Source organism: Ideonella flava, assembly GCF_051857595.1.
Classification (GTDB): Bacteria; Pseudomonadota; Gammaproteobacteria; order Burkholderiales; family Burkholderiaceae_C; genus Ideonella.
This window is the reverse complement of sequence record NZ_JBPZHD010000002.1, coordinates 188,994-213,442: the sequence shown is the minus strand read 5'-3', so window position 1 is coordinate 213,442 and position 24,449 is coordinate 188,994. Positions and strand designations below refer to the sequence as shown.

Genomic DNA, 24,449 nt, shown 5'->3' with positions numbered 1-24,449 from the left:
ATGCCCTTCACCACCCACTTCCAGTCGCCCGAACCGACCCGCGCCTCGGTCGACGCGCTGCCCGGCGTGACAGTGCTGGAGTTCGGCACCGGTTGGTGCGGCTTCTGCCTTCGCGCGCAGCCGCTGTTCGCCAGCGCCTTCGCGAACCACCCGGACCTGCGCCACCTCAAGATCGAGGACGGCCCCGGCCGCCCCCTGGGCCGCTCCTACCGCATCAAGCTCTGGCCGAGCCTGGTGCTGCTGCGCGACGGTCAGGAACAGGAGCGCCTGGTGCGCCCCCAGACCGAGCGCGAGGTCGCTGAAGCGCTGGCACGCCTGGTGCAGCCGCCCCCTGCGCAAGGTGCGGCGGACGCTCCTGCAGCCTCTTGACCGGGCAGGCGGCCGCCGGACAACGGCGCGCGCTTCGAGCCGACGCGATGGGCCGTCGCTGAAGCTTGCAGCGAAGGCCTGCGAATCCAGCCCGGCCGGATGCGTGACTTTGTTCACGGCCTCACACGGCAAGGAGGCCTGACGTGAATTCGTTGCCCCGTCAGACTAATTCCCTCAAGTTTCCATAGCGGAACCATCATGTCTCGGCAGGCTGGTCCCCCTAGAGTGGCCAGATGGCTTCCCTGTATCGAAACCCGGAATGGATGACGACATAGCGCTGCACGGGCAACGCAGTGCCTGGCTTTGTGCGCGCCTTTGCGCCGAACTCGGGATGCCCGGCGGACAGATCCTCGACATTGCACGCGCAGCGCAGACCCACGACGTCGGCAAGTACCAGTTGCCACCGGCGCTGCTGAACAAGCGATCTGCACTCACGCCCGAAGAGTTCGAGGTGGTCCGCCAGCACTGCGTGCTCGGGGCGCAGCATCTGGGCGAGCTGGCCGAGGACACGCTCGACTCCAGCACGGTGGCCGTCGCCGTCGCCCTGTCGCATCACGAGTGGTGGAACGGGCTGGGCTATCCGTTCGGCCTGGCCGGCTCGGCCATTCCGCGCTGCGCGCGCATCGTCGCGGTGGTGGACGTGTTCGACGCCCTGATGAGCGAACGGCCCTACAAGTCGGCCTGGAGCCTGGACGCGACGCTGGGCTACATCGCCCAGCGCGCAGGGACGCAGTTCGAGCCGGACTGCGTCGACGCACTGCTCGCCTGCGCGTGGGACTTGCCTGCGACCTGGCGAACCGATGCGCAAAGCGCTTCGCTCGACCTGCTGGCGGACCTGGCATCGCCTCGACTCGTGGCGCCCTCGCCCTCGAAGTTCGTCGGCCTGTGGCCGCAGGACGCCTGAACCTCCGATTCGTTCAGGACCGGCTGGGCAGCCACCGCGGCGACGCGGCCGCCTGGGCCAGCGGGACTTCCGGCAACAGACCTGCTTCGGCCTGGCGGCAACGAACCGCCAGCATCCTGCCCACCGGATGCTCCTGCAGCCAGGGGCCCAGGTCGAGCACCAGCCGTCCAGCCAGCTCTGGCCGCCCGGCATCGAGGTTGAGCCAGGCCGCGTCCATGCAGGCGCTGGCCCGCCAGTGGCTCTGCGGCGCTTCGCGGGCCACCTGCTCGAGCAAGGCCAGGGCCGCATCGCGTTCGCCGGCCGCATGCAGCGCCAGCGCCTCACCATGGCGCAGCGCCGCCATCATCCGGGGATAGCCTGCGATGTCAGGGCGCGGGTACAGCTCGGCCAGGAGCCGGTGGGCCTCGTCCAGGCAGTCGGCCTGGACCAGGGCCACCAGCAGCCAAGGCAGCGCCACGTACTCGGCATGCGAAGCCTCCTGCCGGCGGGCCCGGGCCACGGCCTCGCGCCAATAGGCTGCCGCATCCTCGAAGCGGCGCTCGACGGCGGCGTGGTGGGCGCGCGCCATCCACAGTCCCGGCAGCCCGGCCGCCACCTTGTACTCCGGCGAATCCAGCGATCCCACGACCTCTGCGCCCCGCGGAGAGCGCGTCTCGCGATACATCCAGCACAGCGAGCATGCGGCCGGCGCGATGAGCATCGGTTGCGCCATCGCCAGGCCGGCCTTCAGCGCCGCCTCGCCGTACTCGACGGCCGACTCGAACATGCCCAGTTCACCGCATCGCACGGCGAGGCCGGAGGTAGCGGCCGCATGGTCACCGGCCAGGTTGAACTCCGCGCTCAGCTCCCTCGCCTGCCAGCTGGCGTGAAGCGACTGGGTCATGTGGCCTTGGCGCCAGCTGACCGCGGCGAGGTTGGACAGCCAGTTGACCCGCAGGCAATGGTTGGCGCTGTGCGCCCAGGTCTGCTTCATCACCTCCATCAGGTCGCGCGTACGCTCGACTTCGCCATGGTGCATGGCCAGCTGGAAGCGGTATTGCATCGCCATCCCGCTCCACTCCCATGGCCCTTCGCTCTGAGACAGGAGCAAGGCTTCGTCGAGATGCCGCCGCGCGGGTTCGTAGCTCCTGTTGACGGCATGGCAGCGGCCGAGCATGTGGTGCACGAAAGCCAGCTGCTCGGGATGGCCCAGCGCCTCGGCTTCGCTCATCAGGTCCTCCCCCAACGGCAGGGCGGACTCGTCGCCGATCATCGCCAGGCTGCTGAAGAGCTCCTTTCTCACCAGCGTGCTGTCAGGCTCCAGATCGAGGGCCACGCGAAGCAGGTGGCTGGCGCGCTTCCACTGCTGCTCGCCGACGGCCTGCAGCGCGCGTGCGAAGGCCTGGCCGCTGAGGGGATCCATGGGCTCGAAATGGATCTGCCGGGTGTCGCCCACCGGAGACAGGGTCAGGCTCAAGGCGGCGGCGAGCTGGTCGCTCAGCGTGACGAGGTCGCTGCCACGCAGGCTTCTTCGGTCCAGCTCCGGCGCTGACGAGGCATACGCGCTGTTGAGCCGGAAGCCGGCCGGGTCGCGGCGGACTTCGGCCTGCAGCACCCCATCGACGCCCAGCAGGCGCAGAACGCCCTCGGCCCGCTCCGCCGTGTCTGCGGCCGCGTGAACCGCCGCCAGGGCCCTTTGCAGCTCGGGCAACGGCACCACTGCGAACCGCGAATTCCGCTCGAGCGCGCGGGCCGTCAGCGACGACAGCCCGAACTCGATCCAGTCCAGGGCGGCATCGCCGGTGCGGTTGTCGAAAGGCAGCACCGCCAGGCGCAGTGACTTTCTTCGCACGCGGGCCCAAGGGGCATGCATCGCTTCCATCGGGGCCGCGAGACCGGGCTCCGCATCCGGCGGCTCTTCCTCGCCGAAGACCGTGACATCCCCCACGAAACGCAGGCCGACGCCGTGCACCGTGCGCACCAGGGGCGCGTCCCGGCTCTCATCGCCGAGCGCCTTGCGGATCAGCGAGACCGCCCGGGAGATGACCCCTGGGGAGACATGGCGCTGGCCCCACACGGCGTCCAGCAGTTCGTCCTTCGAGACGACGCGATGCCGCTTGTGCAACAGGTAAAGCAGGGCATCGAAGGGCCGCGGCTCCAGGGGCCGCTCCATACCATCGACCACCACCTGGCGTCGGGCGCCGTTGACCTCGCATCGCCCGAAACGAAACACGACTTCGCTCATTCTTCTCCAGGTCAGACCTTCGCTTTACGCGACCTTGTCACACCCGCCCAGTGTCCTCGCGGCGCATCATAGTTTCGTCGTGAATTGCTCAAGATTGTTCTTCGAGCGTTCACCTACATTCGCGGCCATTGCGGGCCCGCCCCATCGTGGGGCACCCGGCAATCCCCGCCCATCGCCCAGGCGATGAATGCGCAGCCGGCACCCAGCCGCCTGCGGGAACACACCGGAATCCATGACCCACATGCGTTTGTTCGCCACGCGGGCGCTCGCCCTGACCCTGGCCGTCTTCTGCATGGCCAGCCATGCCGAGGACCCGATCGTGATCGGGCAATCCGCCCCCTTCACCGGCCCGTCGGCGCAACTGGCCGCCGAGTTCAACCTCGGGGCGCGGACCTATTTCCAGATGGTCAATGAAAGCGGAGGCGTCCATGGCCGACGCATAGAGCTGAAGGCGCTGGACGACGGCTACGACCCGAGCGTGACCGTGAAGAACACGAACGAGTTGCTCGACAAGGAGCACGCCTTGGCCCTGTTCGGGTACGTGGGCACCTCCACCACGCTGGCGGCCCTGCCGGTGGTCACCGCCAACCAGGTGCCCTTCATCGCCCCGGTCACCGGCGCCGAGGCCTTGCGGCGTCCGTTCAACCGCATGGTGTTCAACATCCGCGCCAGCTACCTCGACGAAGCGCAGTACATCGTCGACCAGTTGACCGTGAGCAGCCTCAAGAGCATCGCCGTCTTCTACCAGAACGACGCCTACGGCAAGGCCGGCCTGGAGGCTTTCACCGCCGCGCAGCGCAAGCGCGGCGATGTGCAGTTGCTGGGCTCGGCGACGATAGAGCGGCACAGCACCGACGTCGCGGCCCAGGCCAAGGCCTTGCTGGCGATGCACGCCCAGGCCGTCATGCTGATCAGCTCCTACAGCTCCAGCGCCGCGCTCATCAAGGAGATGAAGAAGGACGGCTATGCGGGCCAGTTCGTCAGCGTTTCCTACGTCGGCGGCAAGGCGCTAGCCGACGAGCTGGGCAGCCAGGGCACCGGCGTGATGATTTCAGAGGTGACGCCCTTCCCCTGGGGCGAGAGCGGGCAGCTGCAGCGCGACTACACCAAGGCCCTGCACAAGGCCAGCGTTCCGAGTGCCAGCTTCGGCTCGATGGAAGGGTTCCTCGCCGCCAAGGTGCTGGTCGAAGGCCTGCAGCGCGCCGGCCGGGACGTGACGCGCGCGAAGCTGGTCGCCGCGCTGGAATCGATGACCAGCTGGGATGCCGGCGGGATCAGGATCTCCTTCAGCCCCGACAACCACAACGGCTCGCACTTCGTCGAAATGACGATGATCGGCTCGGGCGGCCGCTTCGTGCACTGAGGTCCCGGAGTCGCATCCGGTCCATGGCGGCCCTTCAGACGTGTTTTGCCGCGATGGGCATCTGCCGGCCTATGCCGAAGGCCCGCGCACGCACGCGGATGATCGGCGGGGCCTGGCGCCGCTTGTACTCGTTGCGGGCCACCATCAGGCGCACGCGCTCCACCAGCGCCCGGCCTTCGTCCGTCGACTGCAGGCGTGCCACGAAGGCTTGCGCCTGGGCACGCTCCTCGGGCGCCAGCCGCTCGCCTTCGACCAGCACCTTCAGCACCTCGTCCAGCACCGGATACGGTGGCAGGCTGTCTGTGTCCTTCTGGCCCGGCGCCAGTTCGGCGGACGGGGGCTTGTCGATGATGGCGGCGGGGATCAGCTCCCGGCCGGCCTGCTCGTTCAAGTGGCGGCACAGCGCGAAGACCTCCGTCTTGTAGAGGTCGCCGATCAGTCCCAGGCCGCCGTTGGTGTCGCCGTACAGCGTGCAGTAGCCGACCGAGATCTCCGACTTGTTGCCGGTGGTCAGCAGCAGGTGGCCGAAGCTGTTCGAGTACTCCATCAGGATCGTGCCCCGGACGCGGGCTTGCAGGTTCTCCAGCGCCAGGCCGCGCAGCGGCGGCCCGAAGCTGCGCTCGAACTGGCCTGCGTAGCCCGCGACCAGTTCCGCTATCGGGTGCGTCGCCAGCACGATCCCGAGGTTGCGGCACAGCGTCACCGAGTCGTCGACCGAGCCGGCCGACGAGAAGCTCGACGGCATGGTGATGGCCATCACATTCGCGGGCCCCAGCGCCTCGGCGGCCAGGGCCAGCGTCAAGGCGCTGTCGATGCCGCCGGAAGAACCGACCACGGCCTGCCGGAAGCCGCACCGGCGGGCATAGTCCTGCAGACCCAGCACGATCTGGGCGCGATAGAAAGCCATCGTCGGCAGACCTTCGGTGCCTACAGGCGCCAGGTCGCTGCCATCGGCGGCCAGGAAGTGGCCTTTCTCGAAGCGCAGCGTCACCACGTCCTCGGCGAACCGCCGCGCTTCGAACACCGGCCCGGCCTCCGGCTCGACCGCGAACGAGCCGCCGTCATAGACGAGCTGGTCGTGGCCGCCGACCTGGTTCACGTAGAGGATGGGCAGGCCGTGCCGGCGGCTCGCGCCGCTGAAGATCGCCTGCCGTTGCTCGCGTTTTCCGATGTTGGAGGGGCTGGCGTTGATGGACACCACCAGGTCGGGCGCGGCATCGCGCATCCGGTCGAAGGGGTTGACCACGTAGTCCAGCCCTTCGTCGTTCCAGCCGTCCTCGCAGACCAGCAGCCCGATGGTGTCTTCGCCGATGCGAAGCACTCGCGCCACGTCGGGCCCGGGTTCGAAGTGCCGCCGCTCGTCGAAGATGTTGTAGGTGGGCAGCAGCTGCTTGGCATAGCTCAGGACGATGTCGCCGGCCTTGATCACCAGCAGCGCGTTGTGCAGCGGCTTGCCGGGGCCCGTTCGGCGCATCGGCGCGCCGACCACCCAGTACAGGTCGCGCATCTGCCGGGAGGCCTGGCGCAACGACTCCAGGCCCTCGTCGACGCGCCGCAGGAAGTGCCCCTCCTCCAGCAGGTCGCCCGGGTAGTAGCCGGTGAGCGAGAGCTCGGAGAACACGATCAGCTGCGAACCTTCGGCCCGGGCCTGCTGCGCCGCGGCGATCATCCGGGCGACGTTGCCCTCCATGTCGCCGACCGTGAGGTTGAGTTGGGCGAGCGTGAGTTTCAGCATGTCTTTCATGGGCATTTCACTGCGCGAGTTCGACCGAAAGCTCCTGGCTCGTGGCAAGTCTCGCGCCACGTTGTTCGGCCTGAACGGCGCTGTAGTGCTCGGTCCACGGCTTGGATCCGCGAGTGAGCCCGCAGGGGCGCCGTCAGGCCGCGCGAGCCCCCAGAACGGTCTGCGCCAGCAGATCGTCCAGCAGCGTCATGTCGGCCTGGCCGACGTCCGGGTCGGCTCCCTCCAGCCGCTGCATGAGGCCTGCGAGATAGGCGTTCAACCGCGGCCGAGCGGGCAGCCACTCCTGCTCGCCGCTTCGCCGCTTGAGGGCCAGCAGTTCGTCGATGTCCTGGCGCACGAGCGGGTCGTCCACCATCGCGCTCACCAGCGCCTCGAAAGCCATGGGGGGCGCATCGGAGCGCGCCAGCACCCATAGAGCGGCCAGCAAGGGCCGCAGCACGTAGAGGTATTTCTTGGCGCGGACCTGTTCGCCCTGGAGGTACTCGCGGAAGTTGCCCCGCCCCATCGCGTGATAGTGATGAAACGATCGCACCGGCCGATACACGGCGGCGGCGACTTCGCGCAGCCTGGCGATGAAATGCCCGTCCTGCCGGTAGACCACAGGCGAACTCAGCCATTCCACCAGGGTGGCATTGCCCTTGGACAGGAGCTGCAACGCCTTACGCACGTCCCAGCCGTTGACGTCGAACACGGGGCCTGGCACCTCCTCGATCACGTCGCGCACCGGCGTCACGCGCAGGTACTCGCGGGCCGGACGCACGAAGATGAAGCGCACGTCGTAATCCGAGTCGGGCGAGGCGAAACCCCAGCCGCGGCTGCCCGATTCGCAGGCGTAGAGCACGCGCACATCGTGCTCGCGCTCCACCGCCTGGAGCTTGCACAGCACCTCCTCGCGGATGCGCGGGTCGATGGGGTGCGCCTCGGGCACGACCCCATCGCCACGCGATTCGTCGAATGGTTCTTCCATCTCATCCTCCTGTCGTCATTCCATCCTGATCATCACCTCAGCCGGCAGCGGCCTCGGCCGCTACGCTCGCCGGCACCGTGTCGTAGTGATCGAACTGCATCGTGAACTGCGCCCGCCCCGAACTCAGGGCACGCAGGCGTCCGATGTAGCCGAACATCTCGCGCAGGGGCACGCGGGCCTCGATCGCCACGGCGTTGCCGCGGGGCTCCTGGCCACGCACCACGCCGCGCCGCCGGTGCAGGTCGCCGATGCAGTCGCCCAGGTATTCCACGGGCGTGAGCACCTCGACCGCCATCACCGGCTCCAGCAGCTGCGCCTCGGCCTGGGCGAAGGCCTCCCGCGTCGCGGCCGCCGCGGCCAGCTCGAAAGCCAGCGACGACGAATCGCGCTCGTGGAAGCGGCCGTCCAGCAACGTGGCCTGGAAGTCCACGCACGGATAGCCGCCGACCACGCCGGCCTGCGCCGCTCGCCGCACGCCCTGCTCCACCGCCGGCACGAACTCGCGCGGCACCGAACCGCCCACGACCTCGTGCGCGAAGCGGATGCCCTCGCCACGCGCCAGCGGCTCGAAGCGCAGCAGCACCTCGGCGAACTGCCCCGGCCCGCCCGTCTGCTTCTTCAGCACGTGGCGCACCTCGACCGTTCGCGCGATGGTCTCGCGGTAGGCCACCCGTGGCCGGCCGACCAGCAGCTCCACCCCGTGCCGCTCGCGCAACTTCTCCACCGACACCTCCAGCTGGAGCTCGCCCATGCCGGACAGGATGGTCTGGCCGGAGTCGGCGTCGTGCCGCATGCGCAGGCTCGGGTCTTCGCGCAGCAGCGATTGCAGCGCCTTGGCCATGCCTTGCGAGTCCTCGCGCGTCCGCGGCTCTATCGACACGTCGATCACGGCCTCGGGGATGCTGATCTCCTCCAGATGAAGGGGATGCTTCGGGTCGCACAGCGTGTGCCCGGTCAGCGTGTCCTTGAGGCCGACGATCGCGGCGATGTCGCCCGCCCGCAGCTCCTCGCGCTCGACATGGTCGTCGGCGTACACCTCGAGGATGCGCGCCACCCGCTCCATGCGGCCGGTGTTCGCATCGAGCACCGACTCGCCGCGACGCAGCGTGCCGCGGTACACGCGGACGAAGACCATCGAGCCGTGCTGATCGGCCACGACCTTGAAGGCCAGCGCGGCAAACGGCCCTTGCGGGTCGGATGCCGGCACGCCTTCGGGCCGCTGCACGTCTTCAGGTGCCGGCAGGTAGTCGACCACGGCGTCCAGCAGCGGCTCCACGCCGCGGTTGCGGAAGGCCGAGCCGGCCAGCGCCGGCACGAACGCGCCCGACAGCGTGCCGCGACGGATGCAGGCCCGCAGCAGATCCACCTCGATGGTCTCGCCATCGAGGTAGGCCTGCAGCGCGCGTTCGTCCTGCTCGACGACGGCCTCCACCAGGCGCGAGCGCCAGCGGATGGCGTCGTCCATCAGCTCGGCAGGCACCTCGTCCTCGCGGAAAGGCTGTCGCGCGTCGTCGTGCTCCCACACCAGCGCGCGCATCGTCAACAGATCGACGACCCCGCGGAAGTCGCCTTCGGATCCGATGGGCAACTGCAGCGGCAGCACGGTCGCGCCGAGCCTGTCCTTCATCGTGCCGACGACGCGCAGGAAGTCCGCGCCGACTCGGTCGAGCTTGTTGACGAAGGCAATGCGCGGCACGCCGTAGCGATCGGCCAGGCGCCAGTTCGTCTCGGTCTGCGGCTCCACGCCGGCGACGCCGTCGAACACGACCACCGCCCCATCGAGCACCCGCAGCGAGCGGTTGACCTCGATGTTGAAGTCGATGTGCCCGGGCGTGTCGATCAGGTTGATCTGCACGTCCTTCCAGTGCACCGTGATGGCTGCACTGTTGATCGTGATGCCGCGCGCGCGCTCCTGCGGGTCGAAGTCCATGCGCGTCGTGCCGGTGTGCACTTCGCCGATGCGATGGTTCTCGCCCGTGTAGAACAGGATGCGTTCGGTGGTCGTGGTCTTGCCGGCGTCCACGTGGGCGATGACGCCGATGTTGCGGAGTTTTTCGAGTTTGGAGTTCATGGCGAATCTGGGGTGTAGAACCTGGAAGTCGAGCGCTGCCCCCAGGCCGATTCGCCTGAGGGACTAGCGCCGAAGATGCAGACAGCGGCCGGGGAACGGGCGCACGCGGGCCACGCCCCGGCGGACGGGAATCGTGGCGATGAGCTTGTCGTAGGTGCGCATGAGAGAGGTCCGGAAAAAGCGAAACCCCGGGAGGACGGAGCGCCTGCCGGGGTCTGCTTGGACAGCCGGAAGGCGAACCGCCTTCCGAAGTGATCGAAGGGCGATGTCAGGGGGCGAAGCTCGCCTTGATCACTTGAATGAGTTTCATGGTGGATCGAATTGTCCGCCCCCATCGAAGGCCCCGCAACAGGAAGGGCCGGGCTTGTGGCCTGCAGCCGACAGGGCGCCGGCTCATGCCTTGAAGGTGACCCACGGCCGAAGCCGCGCCACCGTGCTGATCAATCCAGCTTGTCGCTGTGCATCGATCACGGGGCCGATGGGCTTGTAGGCCTGGGGCGCCTCTTCGATGCGACGCTCCTCTCGCGTGGTCACGCATTCCCACGCCAGCCGGCCATCTTCTTGCCGGAAAGACCGGGACCTCAGAGCCTGCCGTCGCACGCGCCGCCCCGCACCATGGCTGCACGACCACAACCAGTCGTCGTTGCCCAGGCCCTGGACCACGAACGAGTGATCGCCCATCGAGCCGGGGATGAGCGCGAGGTCGCCTTCGCGCGCAGGCGTGGCTCCCTTGCGATGGATGTTCATCCCATGCTCGGCCAGCACGACGTTGTGCGGCACGTCGACCACCAGCCGCGAGCGCTCCGCACCGAACGACTCGGCCAGCACCATGCGAACCAGCTCGGCCAGCACGACCCGGTTGAGCCAGGCGTAGCGTGCCGCCACGCCCATCGCCTCCAGGTACTCCCCGGCCAAGGGGCCCGTGAGCGCGTAGAGCCTGCTTTCGGGATGCTTCACTCCATGCGGCCAGGCGGCACGAGCGCGATCCATCCATCGCGTGCCCACGTGAAAGCCCAGATCGCGCGAACCGCTGTGGATCATCACCAGCACATCCCCCGCCTTCAGGCCCGCCGCGTAGGCGGCATGGCGGTCATGGATCTCGTCGACGACCTGCAGCTCCACGAAATGATTCCCCGAGCCCGGCGTGCCGAGGCACGGATCGCGAAACGTCTCGCGCGCACCGACGAACGCCTCGGGCGCGTGGCGTGCGTCCGCCCTGAGCTCGGACAGGCCGATCGCGCCGGCGATTTCGGCCTCGAGCCGTGCGCGGTCCACGGTGGCCCACAGGCCTTGCGGCCGCAGCGCGTCGACCAGGGCCAACGGGCCTGCATCGAACAGTGCCTTGAAGGCCACCGTCGGGACGGGCACGTCACGCTCGTTCTGCAACAGGACCGACTGCAGGCGGCTGACCAGCCTTGTCTTGTGCGGCGCCAGCGCCGCCAGCGACAGGCCAGTCGTCAGCAGCCGCATGCCGCAATTGATGTCGGTGCCGATGGCGGCGGGAATGACGGCGTCGCCCTGGGTGGCGACCACGGAGCCGACAGGCGCCACCGCCCCCGGGTGGAAGTCCGGCGTGGCGCAGGCCCGGCATACCGCCGGTTCGCCTGCCGGTGTTCGAACCGCGGCGAAGGCCAGCAGCTGCCGGACCGCCTTCTCCTCCAGCGGCAGGGACGCCGGCAGCAGGATGGAAGCGTCGGCGGATTCGTCGCGGACATGGTAGACGCCGTCCTGACGGTCGACGCGGATGCGCGAGCGCGCGAAGGCTCGCTGGAGTCTCGAAAGGTGGGACACGAGTGCTGTGCTTTCTTCGGACGAACGTCCGAAGCCCGGCCAGGCCAGGCGAAAAGGCATCTCCGGCGGTCTCGCCGGAGCCATGGGCCTCTTCCCGCAGCAGCAGTCGAAAAGAGAAAAAGGGCGCGAGTGTATAGGCGCGCAGCGGGCGTGCCAAGCACTGGCCGGCGCGGCCGGGCCTGCAGGCACTCAATCCCCGTCCAACGCCACGAGGCCGGCCAGCACTGGCGCCAGTTGCTGCGTCACCTGCCGCAGCAGCGCGTCGATCTCGGCATCCGGGGCCGCGCGCTGGCAGGCCTGCTTCAGCGCATTGGCGGGGTGACGCAAGGCCGGAATGCCGAGCGTGCCGGCCAGGCCGTGGAGATCGTGCACCAGGCGCATCGCCTGGTCGTGTTGGCCCGCCGCGCGGGCGGCGGCGAAGCTGGTCTCGAAGCTGGTCTGTTCGACCCGGAAGCGACGTAGCAGGCGGCGGTACAGCGGGCGATTGGCCTGGAGCTCGGGGATGGCCGCCTCCGGCACGATGCCCGGCAGTTCCCACTCGCCGGTGCCGCCCGGCGTGCCGGCAGGACGATCGTCCGCCTCGCCACCGCGGCGCGGCCGCACCCAGCGCGCCAGGGTGGCGAACATCTCGTCGACCTTGATCGGCTTGGCGATGTGGTCGTTCATGCCCGCAGCGATCACCTTCTCGCGGTCGCCGACCATCGCGTTGGCGGTCATCGCGATCACCGGCAGGTCGCGCCACTGCGGCCGCAGGCGGATCGCGCGTGCCGCGGCGAAACCGTCCATCACCGGCATCTGGCAGTCCATCAGCACGCCGTCGAAGCTGCCGCGCGAAAGGATGTCCAGCGCCTCGCGACCGTCGCCGGCCACCTGCACCTCGACCCCCGCATTGCTCAGCAGGTCGAGCGCGAGCTCGCGGTTGATGGCGTTGTCCTCCACCAGCAGCAGGCGGGCTCCGCGCAAGGCCGCATGGGTGTGGCTCAGCAGGCCGTCCCGGCGGTTCACGCTGCTGATGAACACCGGCGCCAGGCCCAGGGCCTTGCAGCAGGCATCGAACAGCGACGAAGGCGTCACCGGCTTGGTCAGCAGGTCGGCGAACACGATTCGACGCTCCTGGGCACGCTGCAGGACCTCGTCGCGGCTGAAGGCGCTGAGCATCAGCACGGCAGGCGGTCGCCGGCGGCTCAGCGGAAGGCGCCGCAGCCGCTCCGCGCATTCGAGCCCGTTCATGCCGGGCATCTTCCAGTCGAGCAGCACCAGGTCGTAGGGCGTGCGCTCGGCGTCGGCCAGGACCAGGCGCTCGAGCGCCTCGTCGCCGCCCTCGGCCGCGTCAGCGCGCATGCCCGCCGCGTCCAGCATCTCCAGCACCTGCTCGCGCGCGCAGGCGTTGTCATCGACGACCAGCGTGCGCAGGGTGGCAAAGGCCGCGTGGCGCAACACCCGGGGACCGCGCGCAGCGCCCGGCTGGAGCGCGAAGCCCAGGTCGAAATGGAACTCGCTGCCGCGGCCCACCTCGCTGCGCACGCCGATGTCGCCGCCCATCAGTTGCGTCAGGCGGTGGCTGATGGCGAGTCCGAGCCCGGTGCCGCCGAAGCGCCGGCTCGTCGACGCGTCGGCCTGCTCGAACGGCTGGAACAGTCGCTCGCACTGCTCGGGCGACATGCCCAGGCCGGTGTCCCGCACCACGAAGCGCAGCCGCACCGCATCCCACGCATGCTCCAGCACCTCGATGCCCACCTCCACCTCGCCGCGCTCGGTGAACTTCACCGCGTTGTTGCACAGGTTGAGCAGGATCTGGCGCAGCCGCGAAGGGTCGCCGACCAGCGCGGTCGGAAGGTCTGCCGGCTGCTCGAGCACCAGCTCCAGGTCCTTCTCCTCGGCCTTCAGGCCGATGACGCCGGCCAGGTTGTCCATCACGTCCGCCAGGTCGAAGGCTATCGACTCGATGTCGAGCTTGCCGGCCTCGATCTTGGAGAAGTCCAGGATGTCGTTGAGGATGCCCAGCAGCGACTCGGCCGAGGCATGCACCTTCTGCACGTAGTTGTGCTGGCGGGGCGTCAGTCCGCTGTGCATCGCCAGGTGGGAAAGGCCCAGGATCGCATTCATCGGCGTGCGGATCTCGTGGCTCATGTTGGCCAGGAAGTCGCCCTTGGCGCGGCTGGCCGCCTCGGCGGCGTCGCGGGCGACCAGCAGGTCGGCGGTGCGCTGCCGCACGCGCCGCTCCAGCTCCGCGTTCAGCGTGCGGATCTCGTCCTGCGTCCGGCGGTACTCGACCGCCACGCCGACCAGCCCCGCCATGGCCTCCATCAGCTCGATGTCATCCGCATTCGGCGCGCGAGGCTCGCGGTGATAGACCGCCACCGTGCCCATCACGCGCCCCTCGCGATTCAGCACCGGCTGGGTCCAGCAGGAGACCAGGCCGGCCCGGGCGGCCAGCTCGCGGTAGGGCGCCCACAAGGGATCCTTGCGCACATCCTCGACGATCACGCGCTCCCCGGTATGCGCGGCCGTGCCGCACGAGCCGGCAGCCGGTCCGATCTCCAGCCCCTGCAGCGCCTCGTTGTAGAAGGCCGGCAGGCTGGGGCCCGCGGCCGGGCGCAGGTGCCTGCGTCCTTCATCGAGCAGCATCACCGAGGCGATCATGGGCGGCTGCAGCTGCTCGACCGCCCGCACGATGGAGTCGAGGATGTCGCTCAGGCCTTCGCCGCCTATGAGCTTCTCCAGCGCGCCGGCCCGCATGCGCTCGATCATCTGCAGGCGGCGGCGGCCGGTGATGTCCACCATCACTCCGCGCAGCTTGGTCGCCCGGCCGTCCTCGAAGATCACCGTGACCCGGTCGTGCAGCCACACCACGCGGCCGTCCGCTGCGTAGAAGCGGTAGAAGAACTCCTGCGCGCTCAGCTCGCGCATGGAGGCCTCGCGGAAGTCGATCCCCCAGTCGCGGTCGTCCGGATGGATGTGGTCCTTCCAGAAGTCCGGCTCGAACCAGCGTTCGATGGGAAAGCCGAGCAGGCGCTCCGCCTGCGGGCTGACGAAGCTGAAGCACAGGCTGGGCACGTCGGCTTCCCAGACGATGCCGTCTATGGTGTTGACGAGCGAGGCGTAGGCCTGCTGCGAGCGCCGCCGCGCATCCTCCGCCTGCTTGCGCTGGGTGATGTCGACGAAGGTGACGATGGTCTCGGCGATCTGGCCCTCCTCGTCGAACACCGGGTCCGCACTGACGAGCAGCCAGACATCGTCCTGCCCAGGGCGGCGGACGCCGGCCACCATGTTGCGCACCGCCTCGCGGCGGGAGGCGACCTGCACGACCGGGTACTCCTGCAGCGGCATGGGCGAGCCGTCGTCGCGAAGGAAGCGCCACTGCGGATCGGACGCCTTCTTGCCCTGCACAGCCAGGTCGTCCAGCCCGAGCAGCAGCCGCGCATGCGCATTGCAGATCTGGATCGAGGTATCCGGCCCGTGCACGACGACCGCGGCGTGGATCTTCTCCAGCAGCGTGCGCAGTCGCTCCTCCCGCGCGCGCAGGGCCGCCTGGGCCTGGCCGCGCTGCTGGCGTGCTCGCATCTGCACGACGCCGAAAGCCAGGTGGCGCGACAACTCGCCGAGCAGCTCGAGTTCGTGCGGCCGGACAGCTTCGGCGGCCGGGGACTCGAGAACCAGCACTCCGACCACGCCGGCCTGCTCATCCTTCAGCGGCAAGGCGCAGCAGGCGAACAGGCTGGAGTCGCCAGGGCCGTGGCGGGCCACACCGTCCGAGAGGACGAGCGCGGCGAGATCGGCCGCGGGCAGATGGCCGTCGGGCGGAGCCGCCTCTTCGCCCGCCCAGGCACGCATCTCGAGGCGGCCACCGCTGCCTTCGGCGACACACCCTGCCCAGGCCGAGCGGCAGGCGAGCCGCTCGCGCAGGACGCCGCACACGCGTGCAAGAAGCGCTTGCTCGCCCTCGGCGTGCAGCAGCCATTGATGAGCTTCGATGACAGCGCGCGCGGCGCGATCGGCCGGCCTCCAGGGCGCCGGGGTGGGCGGATCCGAGTCCGACGCCGTTGCGGCGGTGATCGTGTTCATCATCCTCGTCTGCGCACACGACAGGAGCGATATGCCGATGCGGAGCTCGCTGCGCCGAGTTTGAACCTTCTGCCGGTGCTTGCAAGCACGCGGCAGCCCCACCTTTTCACCCCCGCTCGGAAGAGGTCCGGAACTGAACGGAAGATCCGCGGGTAAGCCCCGAATTCGTTCGTTCGACGGGCGAACTAACATGCGCCCAAGTCCCAACCGCTGGCCCAGGCCCGGTTTGATTTAGCGATAAATGTCACGAACTGTCGCCCTGTAGCCCCACTGTCCTGCCCCCACAACCTCCATGGCCGAAACCCTTCCCTCCCGTTCGCATCAAAAGGCAGCCACGCTCGCCGATGTGGGCCGTGAAGCGGGCGTGTCGGCCATGGCGGCGTCAGCAGTGCTCAACGGCTCGAAGACGACGGCCCGAATCTCCGACGAGACCCGCAGCCGCGTGCTCGAAGCCGCCGAACGTCTGCGCTACCGGCCCGACGAGGCCGCGCGCGCGCTGACGTCGCGTCGCATGAACACCATCGGCGTCGTTGCCACGCTGCTGGGCAGCGAGCCGAACCTGTACTTCCTCGAGCTCTTCAACGGCGTGCTCCGCGGTGCCGCGGCTGCGGGCCAGAACACGACCGTGTTCACGCTCGACGGCTGGGACGACGCCGCCCAGCGCATCGCCCGCTTCTGCGACGGCCGGATCGACGGCCTGATCCTGGTGGCGCCCATGCTCGAGGACGACCCGGCGACCTGGCTGCCCCGGCACACCCCGGTGGTCTCCATCCACGCCAACCGCGAGATCGCGGGCGTGGTCAACCTGGAGTCGGACGACGAGGCCGGTGCTTTCCAGGCCACGTCGCGACTGCTGGAGCTCGGGCACCGGCGCATCCTGCATGTCGGCGGCCCCGTCGGATCGACCGGCGCGGACCGTCGCGTCCAGGGCTACCGCCGTGCGCACGAGGCGGCGGGCGTGCCGCTCATGCAGGACCCGGTCGTGCGCGATGCCTACACCTTCGAGGCCGGCCGCCACACGATGGAATCCTGGCTGCAGGTTCATCGCGGCGAAGAGCTGCCGCAGGCCGTGTTCGCCGGCAGCGATGCCATCGCCCTGGGCTGCATCGATGCGCTGGCGGCACGCGATCTGCGGGTGCCGGCCGACATCTCGGTCGTCGGCTTCGACGACACCTTGCTCGCCCGCACGTCCCGCCTGGCCACCGTGCGCCAGCCCCTGCAGCAGCTGGGACGCCAGGCGACCGAGATCCTGCTCTCACGCATGGAGACCCGGGCCGAGAACGCCTTGACGAGCACGTCGGCGAACCTCGTGCTGCCCACCGAGATCGTCGCCGGCGCCACGATGGCCCCGCCGCGCACCGCCCCCCAGGTCATAGGCTGAACCCGCCGCCGGCCGCCGCCCTGCACCCGAATCCCCGCCCCGCTGTCGCACCCCGAGGTTGCCATGTTCGAGATCTTCCAAGCCGCTTCCCATGAAACCCGGTACGACCGCGCCGTGGCCTTGCCCGCCGCGCGCCAGGCCGCGAGGTCCGGCATGCGCTTCGGCCGGTGCGAGGTCCGCCCCGCGTCGCGGGAGGTGCTGGTCAACGGGCGGGCCCGGCAGATCCAGCCACGCCCTTTCGACCTGCTCGTGTACCTGATCGAGCACCGCGAAAGGGTGCTCTCGATCGACGAGCTGCTCGATGCCATCTGGGGGAGGCAGATCGTCCAGCCGAGTTCGCTCACCGTGGCCATCAACCGCATCCGCAGCGTGCTGGGCGACGAAGGCGGCGAGATCATCCGCACGCACCACCGCGTGGGCTACCGCTTCGTGGCCGAGCTGGAAGACGAGCGCGTGGCGATCGCGGTGCCGCTTCATCAGGCCGCGGCCTGAGCCGTGCACGCCGACCCTAAAGGCCCCAAGGCCCGTTCCGGGCTGGCCAGGGCGATCAGGCGCCTTCGCAACCTCGGGATGTCGTTGCTGGTCGTCCTGGCCCTGCCCGTGCTGGGAGCCACGCACCAGCCAGTGGCGATGTCCGAGACCGTCACGCCGGAGCGGGCCCGCGCCAACTTCAGCCGCCCCCAGAGCTGGGCCGAGAACCTCTACCACTTCGCGCAGCGCCTGTTCCGATGAGTCGGGCGGACAGGCGCCGCGCCACGCCCGTTCGCGACGGCTTGCGCGCCTTCGCTGCCTGCCTCGGCACCTGGCTGTCGGTGCTCTGCCTTTCGGGCGCCGCGCTGGGTGCCTCGGTGGCCGAAGCACCGCCGCCCAAGCCGCGCCTGATCGTCCTGACCGACATCGAGAACGAACCGGACGACACGCAGTCGCTGGTGAGGCTGCTGCTCTACGCCAACGACATCGAGCTGCGCGGCCTGGTGGCCACCACCTCGGTGCACATGCGGCAGGGCATTCACGCCGAATCGATCCGGCGGGTGATCCAACGCTACGCGCAGGTCCTGCCCCAGCTTCGCCGGCACGACCCGGCCTACCCCGATGCAAACCAGCTGCTCACCCGCGTGGCCGAAGGGCAGGCCGGCTATGGCCTGCAAGCCATCGGAGAAGGACGCGAGACCCCGGGCTCGGAGCTGCTGCTGCGCGAGCTCCGCCGCCCTGACCGGCGCCCGCTGTGGGTCAGCGTCTGGGGTGGCGCCAACACCTTGGCGCAAGCGCTGCACAGCCTGCGGCGTACCAGTTCCAGACAGGCCCTTGCCGAGGCCGTCGCGCGGCTGCGCGTCTACGCCATCTCCGACCAGGACGACACCGGGGCCTGGCTGCGCCGGGAGTTCCCGGACCTGTTCTACATCGTCAGCCCGGGCGGCTACGGCAACGCCACCTGGGGCGCGATCCACCGCGTGGTGGAAGGCGTGGACAACACTCAGATCAGCAATGCCTGGATCGCCAGCCACATCCAGCAGGGCCACGGCCCGCTCGGCGCCGCCTACCCCGACGTCGCCTACGGCATGGAAGGCGACACCCCTTCCTTCCTCGGCCTCATCCCCAACGGCCTGAACGCGCCCGAGCATCCGGACTGGGGCGGCTGGGGCGGGCGCTACGAGCTCTACACACCGCGGCGCGAGGACACCGATCCGCAAGGCTTCAACGGCGGCGTTCCCATCGAGCCCGAGACCCGCCCGATCTGGACGAATGCCGTGGACCGCTACCGGCCCCATGTGCCCGCGGCCTACGGGCGGCCCGTGAGGCCGGGAGAGCGCGAGTTCAGCGATGCGGGTGTGACGCTGTGGCGCTGGCGCGAGGCGATCCAGAACGACTTCGCCGCGCGCATGCTCTGGACGACCCGCCCGCCGGCCGAGGCCAACCATGCCCCTGTCGTGCAGCTGGCCCATGAAGCGGAGCTTCACCTGCGCAGCGGCGACTGGGTCACGCTGGACGTCACCCCCAGCACCGACCCCGATGGCGACAGCCTGAGCTTCCTCTGGTTCGCCTACCCCGAGGCCGGCACGCTCAAGGCGCCCTTGTCGATCGGCACCGAAAACCTGGCTCGCGTTCGCTTCCAGGTGCCCGGGACGGAAACCCCGGCCACGGCCCACGTCATCGTCCAGGTCAACGACAAGGGCACCCCCGCCCTCACCCGCTACCGGCGCGTCTTGCTGCATATCGAGCCGCTGGCCCGGTGAGCGTGCGCCTTGGGGACTCGGGGCAGGTGATCACCGGGGCGGCCCGAACCGCCAGGCGCGCCAAGACACCATCGCCTCACTGAACGCCTGCTCTACCGCGCCCCACACCGGTCCCGTGCATTTCGCACACAGCGTCGAGCCGCTCGTCGCAGGACCGTCGTTAGCATTGCGCGCATTGCCCGAAGCGTCCCGGCAGCCCTTCCCATGCACGGATATGCCGTCCAGCCCTCGCCCGTCCACGATGTCCAGCCGGGCCCGCCTGGCCCTGGCCACGTTCCATCACCTGCCGCGACCTCGGACGACAGCGGCGCTCCGGCCTACCTGATCTGGGACGACTTCCTGCTCGATGCCCCGCGCCGCTGCCTCTTTCGCAACGACGAGCTCATCACGATCGAGCCTCGCGCCCTCAGCGTTCTCCTGCACCTGATCCGCCACCGCCGCCGTGCGGTGCCGTGGGAGGAGCTTCGCACGCAGGTCTGGCAGGACCGTCCCGAGGTCTCGAAGTACGCGATATTGCAGGCGGTGGTGAAGGCAAGGACGGCCCTCGGGGAAACCGGCCGGCACGGCCGCATCCGCACGGTGGCGCGGATCGGCTACCGGTTCACCGGCGAGGTCAACCGGCCCGAGGAGGCCGCGCCCGGCCCCGAGCCGCAATCGCAGATCCCGGGACCGTTGGCGATCCTTCCCTTCGAGGACCGCACTGCGGACCCCCGCCTGGCCTGGATCGAGTTCGGTCTGATGGCCCTGACCGTGCACCTCCTCGGCGGGACCGCCGGCGGTCGACTCCTGTCGCCGCAGACGGTCCTGCAGGCCCTCGAAGGCGTGCAGGACGTGTCGCGCCCCGGGCGTGAAGCGGCGATCCGCGGGGCGACGAACGCCACGACGATCGTGCACACGCGGGTGTACCTGCGCGACGCCGTACTGAGGGCGGTGATCACGTGGTCGTCGGGCGGTGCCTCGCAACAGCTTGAGCGGACCGCGACCTGCGCCGCGGGTCTGGCCCGCGAACTCGCCTCAGCCCTGAAGGACAGGTTCGACTTCGGCCCCGCTCCCATCGACGCCGGATTGCGCGCGGCCTCCCTGCCGATGGAGTGCCTGGCGCGCGGGCTGGAGGCGCTCACCAGGCAGCAGTGGTCCAAGGCGGCCAAGCTCCTCGACCTGGCCGTGGAACTCGATCCCGGCAACGTCGCCGCACAGGTCTACCTGCTGCACGCCCTCAGCAACCTGGGCAGCCCCCTCGTGCTGTGGCGTTCACGCCGATTGCTGGCTCATGCTCGACGCGAGAACGATCGCCTGACGGCCGCGCGCGTGTCCCAGCACGTGGGACGCATGTACCTGAATCGGCTGCAGCCGGAACGGGGGGACGTCTGGCTGTCCCGGTCGCTGGAACTGGCGTCGCAGGAGAACGACCTCGATCTGGTCGCGCGTACGCTCATGCTCCAGGCCTCGGTGCGCATCTCGCGTATCGATCACCGCGGCATGGCCCACGTGCTGGAGCAGATGGTCCAGGTGTGCGAGGCGAGCGGAAACCGCATGCTGCCCATCGCCGGCTTGAACATGCAGGCCATCGCCGCGATGGCCCACGGCGATCTCGACCAGGCCCTGGTCCTCATCGAGGAGGCCCTTCGCCAGTGCCGCGGCCTGCGTGCCAGCTGCTTCGGCATCGATTCCGCCGACAACGGCGCCTGGATCCTGTCGCGGCTGGGTCGACTGGAGGAGGCGGCGATGCACGCCGAAGACGCCTATGCCGCGGCGAGGATCCACAGGGCAGGGCCTGCGAGCCTGGAAATGCTTTCCACCTTGTACTGGGTTCGCCACCTCGCACGCGACCATCGCTTCGCCGTCCACGCGGCCCAGCAACCTGGCTTCGAGTCGGCCGATCCGGAGGCGCCTCATGCATGGCGCTGCCTGGGCCTCGTCGCGCTCGCCCGGGCCGACGCCGCCCTGGCCGCGCAGCACCTGCGCCGCGCCGTCCTCGCCCACCGGGAAGCGCAGGACGGATACCTCGAAGAGCAGGCCCTGCCCTGGTTCATCGACGCCCTGATCCTCGCCGGGCTGCTCGACGAAGCCGAGTCGGAGCTTCGAGTCGCCACCAGCGCGCGCCTGAACACCGCGGAGTTGAGGATGCAGGCGCTGCTGGCACAGGCCCGGCTCGCACGTGCGCGCGGCCACTCTCGTGAAGCGCTGGAGCGGCTCGATTCGGCGCTGGCCAAGAGCGCCTCGGCCTTGTCCCGCTTCTGGGCCTGCATAGACTCCGCATGGCTGCTGTCGGAGGCCGGCGACCTCACGGGCGCGCAGCAAAGGCTGCGCTCGGTTCCCGCCCCCTTGAAGGACCACCCCCTCGCCTGGGCGACGCGCGCCCGCGTCCACCTGGCGGCAGGGCAGTCCGAAGAGGCGCTGCGAAGCCAGCGCCAATGCCTGGCGCTGCTCCAGGGCCCTCCCCCGCCCCGCCACCTGGAGCTGCTCGCGCTTTGCGAATCGCCGGGCACGCCGGCCCGCGCGGTCGATACGGCCCATTGGCCTCTGCCCAGCCTGCTCTGAACGAGCGTGATGCCAGGCACCAGCGAGTTCACCATGGGCAACCTTGTCTACCGATTCGGCCGATGCGAACTGGATGTCGATACCCGGGAGCTGCGGGTCGATGGGCGCCTCAGGGCGCTGGAGCCCAGGCCTTTCTCCCTGCTCGTCTACCTGCTGCGCGAAAGGCACCGCGTCGTGCGCAAGGACGAGCTGATCGACGAGATCTGGCCGGACCGGATCGTGAGCGTAGGCGCCCTCGCCCGCGCGGTGTGCTGCCTGCGAAAGGCCATCGACGAAGGGCCTGAACCCATGGTCCAGACGCTTCATCGCGTGGGCTTCCGCTTCGTCGGCCCTGTCCATGAGTCGAGACCGGCGGCCCATCCCCGGCCCGGGAGCGCGCCTCCCGTGGTCGCGCTGCTTCCGCCCGAGGACGCCACCGGCGAATCGGAGAGCGGCTGGAGCGCCGCGGGCCTGGCCGCCACGGTCGGCCACGGCCTGGCCGCCCTGGGCTGCGCGTGGCCGTTTCCCCTGCGCAGCCTGAGGGCGGTGCTGCAGTCCCTGCCGGCCTTCAGCGAGCCCGCGGCGATCGCCGAAGCCCTTCGCGCACGGCACGAGGTGGACGTGCTCATCCACACGCGCATGACGCGGGAGAAGGCCGGGTACCGGCTGGACTGCTCGCTCTTCGGCGCGGGCCCCCGGCAGCAGTTCACCTTGCGCGCGGAAGACCCGCTGCGCCTGGGCCGCAAGCTCACGCGCCAGTTGCCCAAGCACCTGAATCCGCTCGGCGCCGAGACGCCGCAGGCCCAGGCGGACGACCACTGGGTGCTGGAGTTGTTCGCCCACGCGGTGGAGGCCAGCATGCAGGGGAATCGGTCCCTGGCCCGGAAGTTCTGCCTCGCCGTGCTCGAGTACGAGCCGCATTTCGCCGAGGCCGTGGCGGAGCTGGAATACCTGGACACCGCCGACCGCTGAGGGCCCGCGGGCCTATCGCGTCGGCCCTGCATCGGCCTGGCGAAGGGGGGCTTCAGAAGCCGTCGGCAGGAACGAACGCCTCCTCGATGGAGAGCACCGCCTTGCGCGAATCCAGGATCAGCCGGCCGAGGCTGGCCGAGGGGCGGGCCGCCAGCGCCAGGACGCCCCGATCCCCGGCGCGGGTCAGCAGCATCGGTCCGTTGACGCCGTCCACGATCAATTGGCGCAACTCCCCTCGATCGACCTCTCGCGCCGCCCGCACGGCCAGCGAGACCAACGAGGCACACATCGCACCGAACCGGTCGGCATCGACATGCAGCTCCAGCTCCGAGGCGATGACCAGTCCGTCGAACGACACCAGCGCCGAGCCCTCGACATCGGAGGACGAGACCTGCAATCCACGAAGAATGGCCCGCACGCGGCGGATATCGGGCTTGACCATCTCAGAGCGCCGCCTCCAGGGCCGGCATCGCCAATCGGGCCCTGGCGAGCACCATGCCGAGGTTCGCGGTCTTGCGGCAGACGAAGGCGGCGACCTGCTTCTGCTGCCGCCCGCGCAGGAACACGTGGATCAAGTGGTCGCTGTTGACGATGACTTCCTGGAAGTAGTGATGGCCGTCCTCGGTCTGGCCTCGCGCCATGCGGAACATCTGCTCTATGGTCCGCACGTTCGGCCCCTGGAACAGGTCCGCCGTGGCCGCGGCCAGCAGTTCCATGATCTCCGCGGGATGGGAGTCCACGCTCATGAGGCCCAGCAGCAGCCCGGAGTCGAGATCCACGTAGCCCCCGGCCACGCAGTCGGGCACGGTGCTGACGGCCTTCTTCAATGCACTGTCCAGGTCGGTCAAGCTCAATCCTCTTTTCTTCTGGTTTGGTCGTGTGAAAGGGCGCTGCCCGCCTCAGAGCGCTTGGTGTGCCGGCAGCCGGGCGCGCATCTCCAGCAGCGCGGCCACCGTCAGCAGCAGGATGCGGACATGGTCGGGATTCCTGGCATCCACTTCGAACACGGGCGGACAGGAAGGCCAGATCGAACGCCACACCGGCTCGTAGATCTCGATCGGCCGCCCGGGCGCAAGGTCCGCGTGCGTCACTGCCACGACGATGGGCCTGCGCTCGCCGCCCATGCGTTGCCGCAAGGCCCGCAGGTGCTCGACGAGGTCCGCGCAAGAGTCGGGGCTGGAGTGATCGACCAGCACCACCACGGCCTTCGCCTGCTCCAGCAGCACGTCCCACATGAAGCGGAAACGCAGCTGCCCGGGCGCCCCGTACAGCCGCACGTGGTCTGCGCCGCCCAGGCTCATCGCGCCCACGTCCATCGCCACGGTGGTGGTGGCCTTCCGTGCTGCCGTGCCGTCGCTGGGGATCTCCTCGGTGGCGAGCACGTCGATGTCGCTGACGGTGCGGATGAGCTGCGTCTTGCCCGCGCCCACCGGCCCCACGAACAGGATGCTCCACTCCACGCCGACGCCGCGACCCCGTCTCAGATCTGCGCCAGCCGCTGCCACAAGCGATGGAGGAACGAGGCCTGCCGAGTGGGCAGCGTCATGAGGTCACCGCTCGCGCCGCTGGTCGCGCTCACGCCGGCGGGCCCTGCGAGCAGGCGCACGTGGCCATCGCGGTACAGGGCCTCGAGTGCCGCGTGCACACGCGCCGCGGGGGCATCGAGGATGCGTGGCACCAGGAAGCCGACCGTCGGCTTGCAGGCCAGCAGCGCGCACACGCGCGCCAGCATCTCGTGATCCGCCTGTGCCGGCAGTTGCGTCAGCCTGGGCCAGCTGTTCAGTTGAAGCAATGCCCTGTCGAGGGAACCGGCGGTGGGAGGCGACGCGAGGACCATCGCGGGA

19 protein-coding genes are annotated in these 24,449 nt (G+C 69.5%); 9 read left to right on the top strand and 10 right to left on the bottom strand.

All coding sequences use genetic code 11. The features are described 5' to 3' along the window. On the top strand, positions 1-369 hold the full coding sequence (locus ACS5PM_RS04675; protein WP_439385976.1) for a thioredoxin family protein: 369 nt from the start codon (positions 1-3) through the stop codon (positions 367-369). A 259-nt stretch (positions 370-628) separates the two neighbouring features. Next, positions 629-1,273, top strand: coding sequence for an HD-GYP domain-containing protein (locus ACS5PM_RS04670; RefSeq protein ID WP_439385974.1), 645 nt, complete (start codon positions 629-631; stop codon positions 1,271-1,273). Between the two features lie 13 nt (positions 1,274-1,286). On the opposite strand, the gene ACS5PM_RS04665 is transcribed toward ACS5PM_RS04670, so the two are convergent. Next, positions 1,287-3,497, bottom strand: coding sequence for a winged helix-turn-helix domain-containing protein (locus tag ACS5PM_RS04665; RefSeq protein WP_439385972.1), 2,211 nt, complete (start codon positions 3,495-3,497; stop codon positions 1,287-1,289). 232 nt (positions 3,498-3,729) lie between these two features. Between ACS5PM_RS04665 and ACS5PM_RS04660 the strand changes: the two genes are divergently transcribed. Further along, a complete protein-coding gene (locus ACS5PM_RS04660) occupies positions 3,730-4,860 on the top strand; it encodes an ABC transporter substrate-binding protein (RefSeq protein ID WP_439385970.1) in 1,131 nt (376 codons plus the stop codon). Positions 4,861-4,894: 34 nt separating this feature from the next. On the opposite strand, the gene ACS5PM_RS04655 is transcribed toward ACS5PM_RS04660, so the two are convergent. From ACS5PM_RS04655 to ACS5PM_RS04635, 5 genes are all read right to left on the bottom strand, one after another. After that, on the bottom strand, positions 4,895-6,595 hold the full coding sequence (locus tag ACS5PM_RS04655) for an NAD+ synthase (protein WP_439386842.1): 1,701 nt from the start codon (positions 6,593-6,595) through the stop codon (positions 4,895-4,897). Between the two features lie 142 nt (positions 6,596-6,737). Next, a complete protein-coding gene (locus tag ACS5PM_RS04650; RefSeq protein ID WP_439385968.1) occupies positions 6,738-7,571 on the bottom strand; it encodes a nucleotidyltransferase domain-containing protein in 834 nt (277 codons plus the stop codon). A 37-nt stretch (positions 7,572-7,608) separates the two neighbouring features. After that, a complete protein-coding gene (gene fusA, locus ACS5PM_RS04645; RefSeq protein WP_439385965.1) occupies positions 7,609-9,642 on the bottom strand; it encodes an elongation factor G in 2,034 nt (677 codons plus the stop codon). Positions 9,643-10,035: 393 nt separating this feature from the next. Beyond that, positions 10,036-11,433 carry an RtcB family protein gene (locus ACS5PM_RS04640; RefSeq protein ID WP_439385963.1) on the bottom strand — a complete coding sequence of 466 codons (1,398 nt, stop codon included), beginning with the start codon at positions 11,431-11,433 and terminating at the stop codon, positions 10,036-10,038. 189 nt (positions 11,434-11,622) lie between these two features. Further along, complete coding sequence (locus ACS5PM_RS04635; RefSeq protein ID WP_439385961.1) at positions 11,623-15,498, bottom strand: response regulator; 3,876 nt, start codon at positions 15,496-15,498, stop codon at positions 11,623-11,625. 292 nt (positions 15,499-15,790) lie between these two features. Here ACS5PM_RS04635 and ACS5PM_RS04630 point away from each other — a divergent pair, with 292 nt between their 5' ends. The 6 genes from ACS5PM_RS04630 (at position 15,791) to ACS5PM_RS04605 (ending at position 22,605) form a co-directional block, all read left to right on the top strand. Next, a complete protein-coding gene (locus tag ACS5PM_RS04630) occupies positions 15,791-16,879 on the top strand; it encodes a LacI family DNA-binding transcriptional regulator (RefSeq protein ID WP_439385959.1) in 1,089 nt (362 codons plus the stop codon). Positions 16,880-16,942: 63 nt separating this feature from the next. Continuing rightward, entirely contained in the window at positions 16,943-17,371 is a 429-nt protein-coding gene (locus ACS5PM_RS04625) for a winged helix-turn-helix domain-containing protein (protein ID WP_439385957.1), read from the top strand. Positions 17,372-17,449: 78 nt separating this feature from the next. After that, positions 17,450-17,611 (top strand): hypothetical protein, encoded by a 162-nt coding sequence (locus ACS5PM_RS04620; RefSeq protein ID WP_439385955.1) that lies wholly within the window; start codon positions 17,450-17,452, stop codon positions 17,609-17,611. Then, complete coding sequence (locus tag ACS5PM_RS04615) at positions 17,608-19,113, top strand: nucleoside hydrolase-like domain-containing protein (RefSeq protein ID WP_439385953.1); 1,506 nt, start codon at positions 17,608-17,610, stop codon at positions 19,111-19,113. The genes ACS5PM_RS04620 and ACS5PM_RS04615 overlap by 4 nt, the downstream gene beginning before the upstream one ends. Before the next feature lie 204 nt (positions 19,114-19,317). Then, positions 19,318-21,654, top strand: coding sequence for a winged helix-turn-helix domain-containing protein (locus ACS5PM_RS04610; RefSeq protein WP_439385951.1), 2,337 nt, complete (start codon positions 19,318-19,320; stop codon positions 21,652-21,654). A 9-nt stretch (positions 21,655-21,663) separates the two neighbouring features. Beyond that, positions 21,664-22,605: a winged helix-turn-helix domain-containing protein gene (locus ACS5PM_RS04605; RefSeq protein ID WP_439385949.1), complete on the top strand. Its 942-nt coding sequence runs from the start codon at positions 21,664-21,666 to the stop codon at positions 22,603-22,605. 52 nt (positions 22,606-22,657) lie between these two features. On the opposite strand, the gene ACS5PM_RS04600 is transcribed toward ACS5PM_RS04605, so the two are convergent. Genes ACS5PM_RS04600 through ACS5PM_RS04585 form a run of 4 tightly spaced genes read right to left on the bottom strand, consistent with a single transcriptional unit; the run spans position 22,658 to position 24,397 of the window. Continuing rightward, entirely contained in the window at positions 22,658-23,047 is a 390-nt protein-coding gene (locus tag ACS5PM_RS04600; RefSeq protein ID WP_439385947.1) for a roadblock/LC7 domain-containing protein, read from the bottom strand. A gap of 1 nt (position 23,048) precedes the next feature. Beyond that, positions 23,049-23,459, bottom strand: coding sequence for a hypothetical protein (locus ACS5PM_RS04595; RefSeq protein WP_439385945.1), 411 nt, complete (start codon positions 23,457-23,459; stop codon positions 23,049-23,051). 45 nt (positions 23,460-23,504) lie between these two features. After that, the gene (locus ACS5PM_RS04590; protein ID WP_439385943.1) at positions 23,505-24,065 is read right to left on the bottom strand and encodes a GTP-binding protein; all 561 of its coding nucleotides are present in this window, start codon (positions 24,063-24,065) and stop codon (positions 23,505-23,507) included. Between the two features lie 20 nt (positions 24,066-24,085). Then, complete coding sequence (locus ACS5PM_RS04585; RefSeq protein ID WP_439385941.1) at positions 24,086-24,397, bottom strand: hypothetical protein; 312 nt, start codon at positions 24,395-24,397, stop codon at positions 24,086-24,088. Positions 24,398-24,449 lie beyond the last annotated feature (52 nt).

Excerpts from the sequence above, each read along its gene's own strand:
- ACS5PM_RS04660 (WP_439385970.1), top strand. The coding sequence starts at position 3,730 with ATGACCCACATGCGTTTGTTCGCCACGCGGGCGCTCGCCCTGACCCTG.
- ACS5PM_RS04610 (WP_439385951.1), top strand. The coding sequence starts at position 19,318 with ATGCACGGATATGCCGTCCAGCCCTCGCCCGTCCACGATGTCCAGCCG.
- ACS5PM_RS04625 (WP_439385957.1), top strand. The coding sequence starts at position 16,943 with ATGTTCGAGATCTTCCAAGCCGCTTCCCATGAAACCCGGTACGACCGC.
- ACS5PM_RS04600 (WP_439385947.1), bottom strand. The coding sequence starts at position 23,047 with ATGGTCAAGCCCGATATCCGCCGCGTGCGGGCCATTCTTCGTGGATTG.
- ACS5PM_RS04620 (WP_439385955.1), top strand. The coding sequence starts at position 17,450 with ATGTCGTTGCTGGTCGTCCTGGCCCTGCCCGTGCTGGGAGCCACGCAC.
- ACS5PM_RS04605 (WP_439385949.1), top strand. The coding sequence starts at position 21,664 with ATGCCAGGCACCAGCGAGTTCACCATGGGCAACCTTGTCTACCGATTC.
- ACS5PM_RS04665 (WP_439385972.1), bottom strand. The coding sequence starts at position 3,497 with ATGAGCGAAGTCGTGTTTCGTTTCGGGCGATGCGAGGTCAACGGCGCC.
- ACS5PM_RS04635 (WP_439385961.1), bottom strand. The coding sequence starts at position 15,498 with ATGAACACGATCACCGCCGCAACGGCGTCGGACTCGGATCCGCCCACC.
- ACS5PM_RS04675 (WP_439385976.1), top strand. The coding sequence starts at position 1 with ATGCCCTTCACCACCCACTTCCAGTCGCCCGAACCGACCCGCGCCTCG.
- ACS5PM_RS04670 (WP_439385974.1), top strand. The coding sequence starts at position 629 with ATGGATGACGACATAGCGCTGCACGGGCAACGCAGTGCCTGGCTTTGT.
- ACS5PM_RS04615 (WP_439385953.1), top strand. The coding sequence starts at position 17,608 with ATGAGTCGGGCGGACAGGCGCCGCGCCACGCCCGTTCGCGACGGCTTG.
- ACS5PM_RS04650 (WP_439385968.1), bottom strand. The coding sequence starts at position 7,571 with ATGGAAGAACCATTCGACGAATCGCGTGGCGATGGGGTCGTGCCCGAG.
- fusA (WP_439385965.1), bottom strand. The coding sequence starts at position 9,642 with ATGAACTCCAAACTCGAAAAACTCCGCAACATCGGCGTCATCGCCCAC.
- ACS5PM_RS04655 (WP_439386842.1), bottom strand. The coding sequence starts at position 6,595 with ATGCTGAAACTCACGCTCGCCCAACTCAACCTCACGGTCGGCGACATG.
- ACS5PM_RS04630 (WP_439385959.1), top strand. The coding sequence starts at position 15,791 with ATGGCCGAAACCCTTCCCTCCCGTTCGCATCAAAAGGCAGCCACGCTC.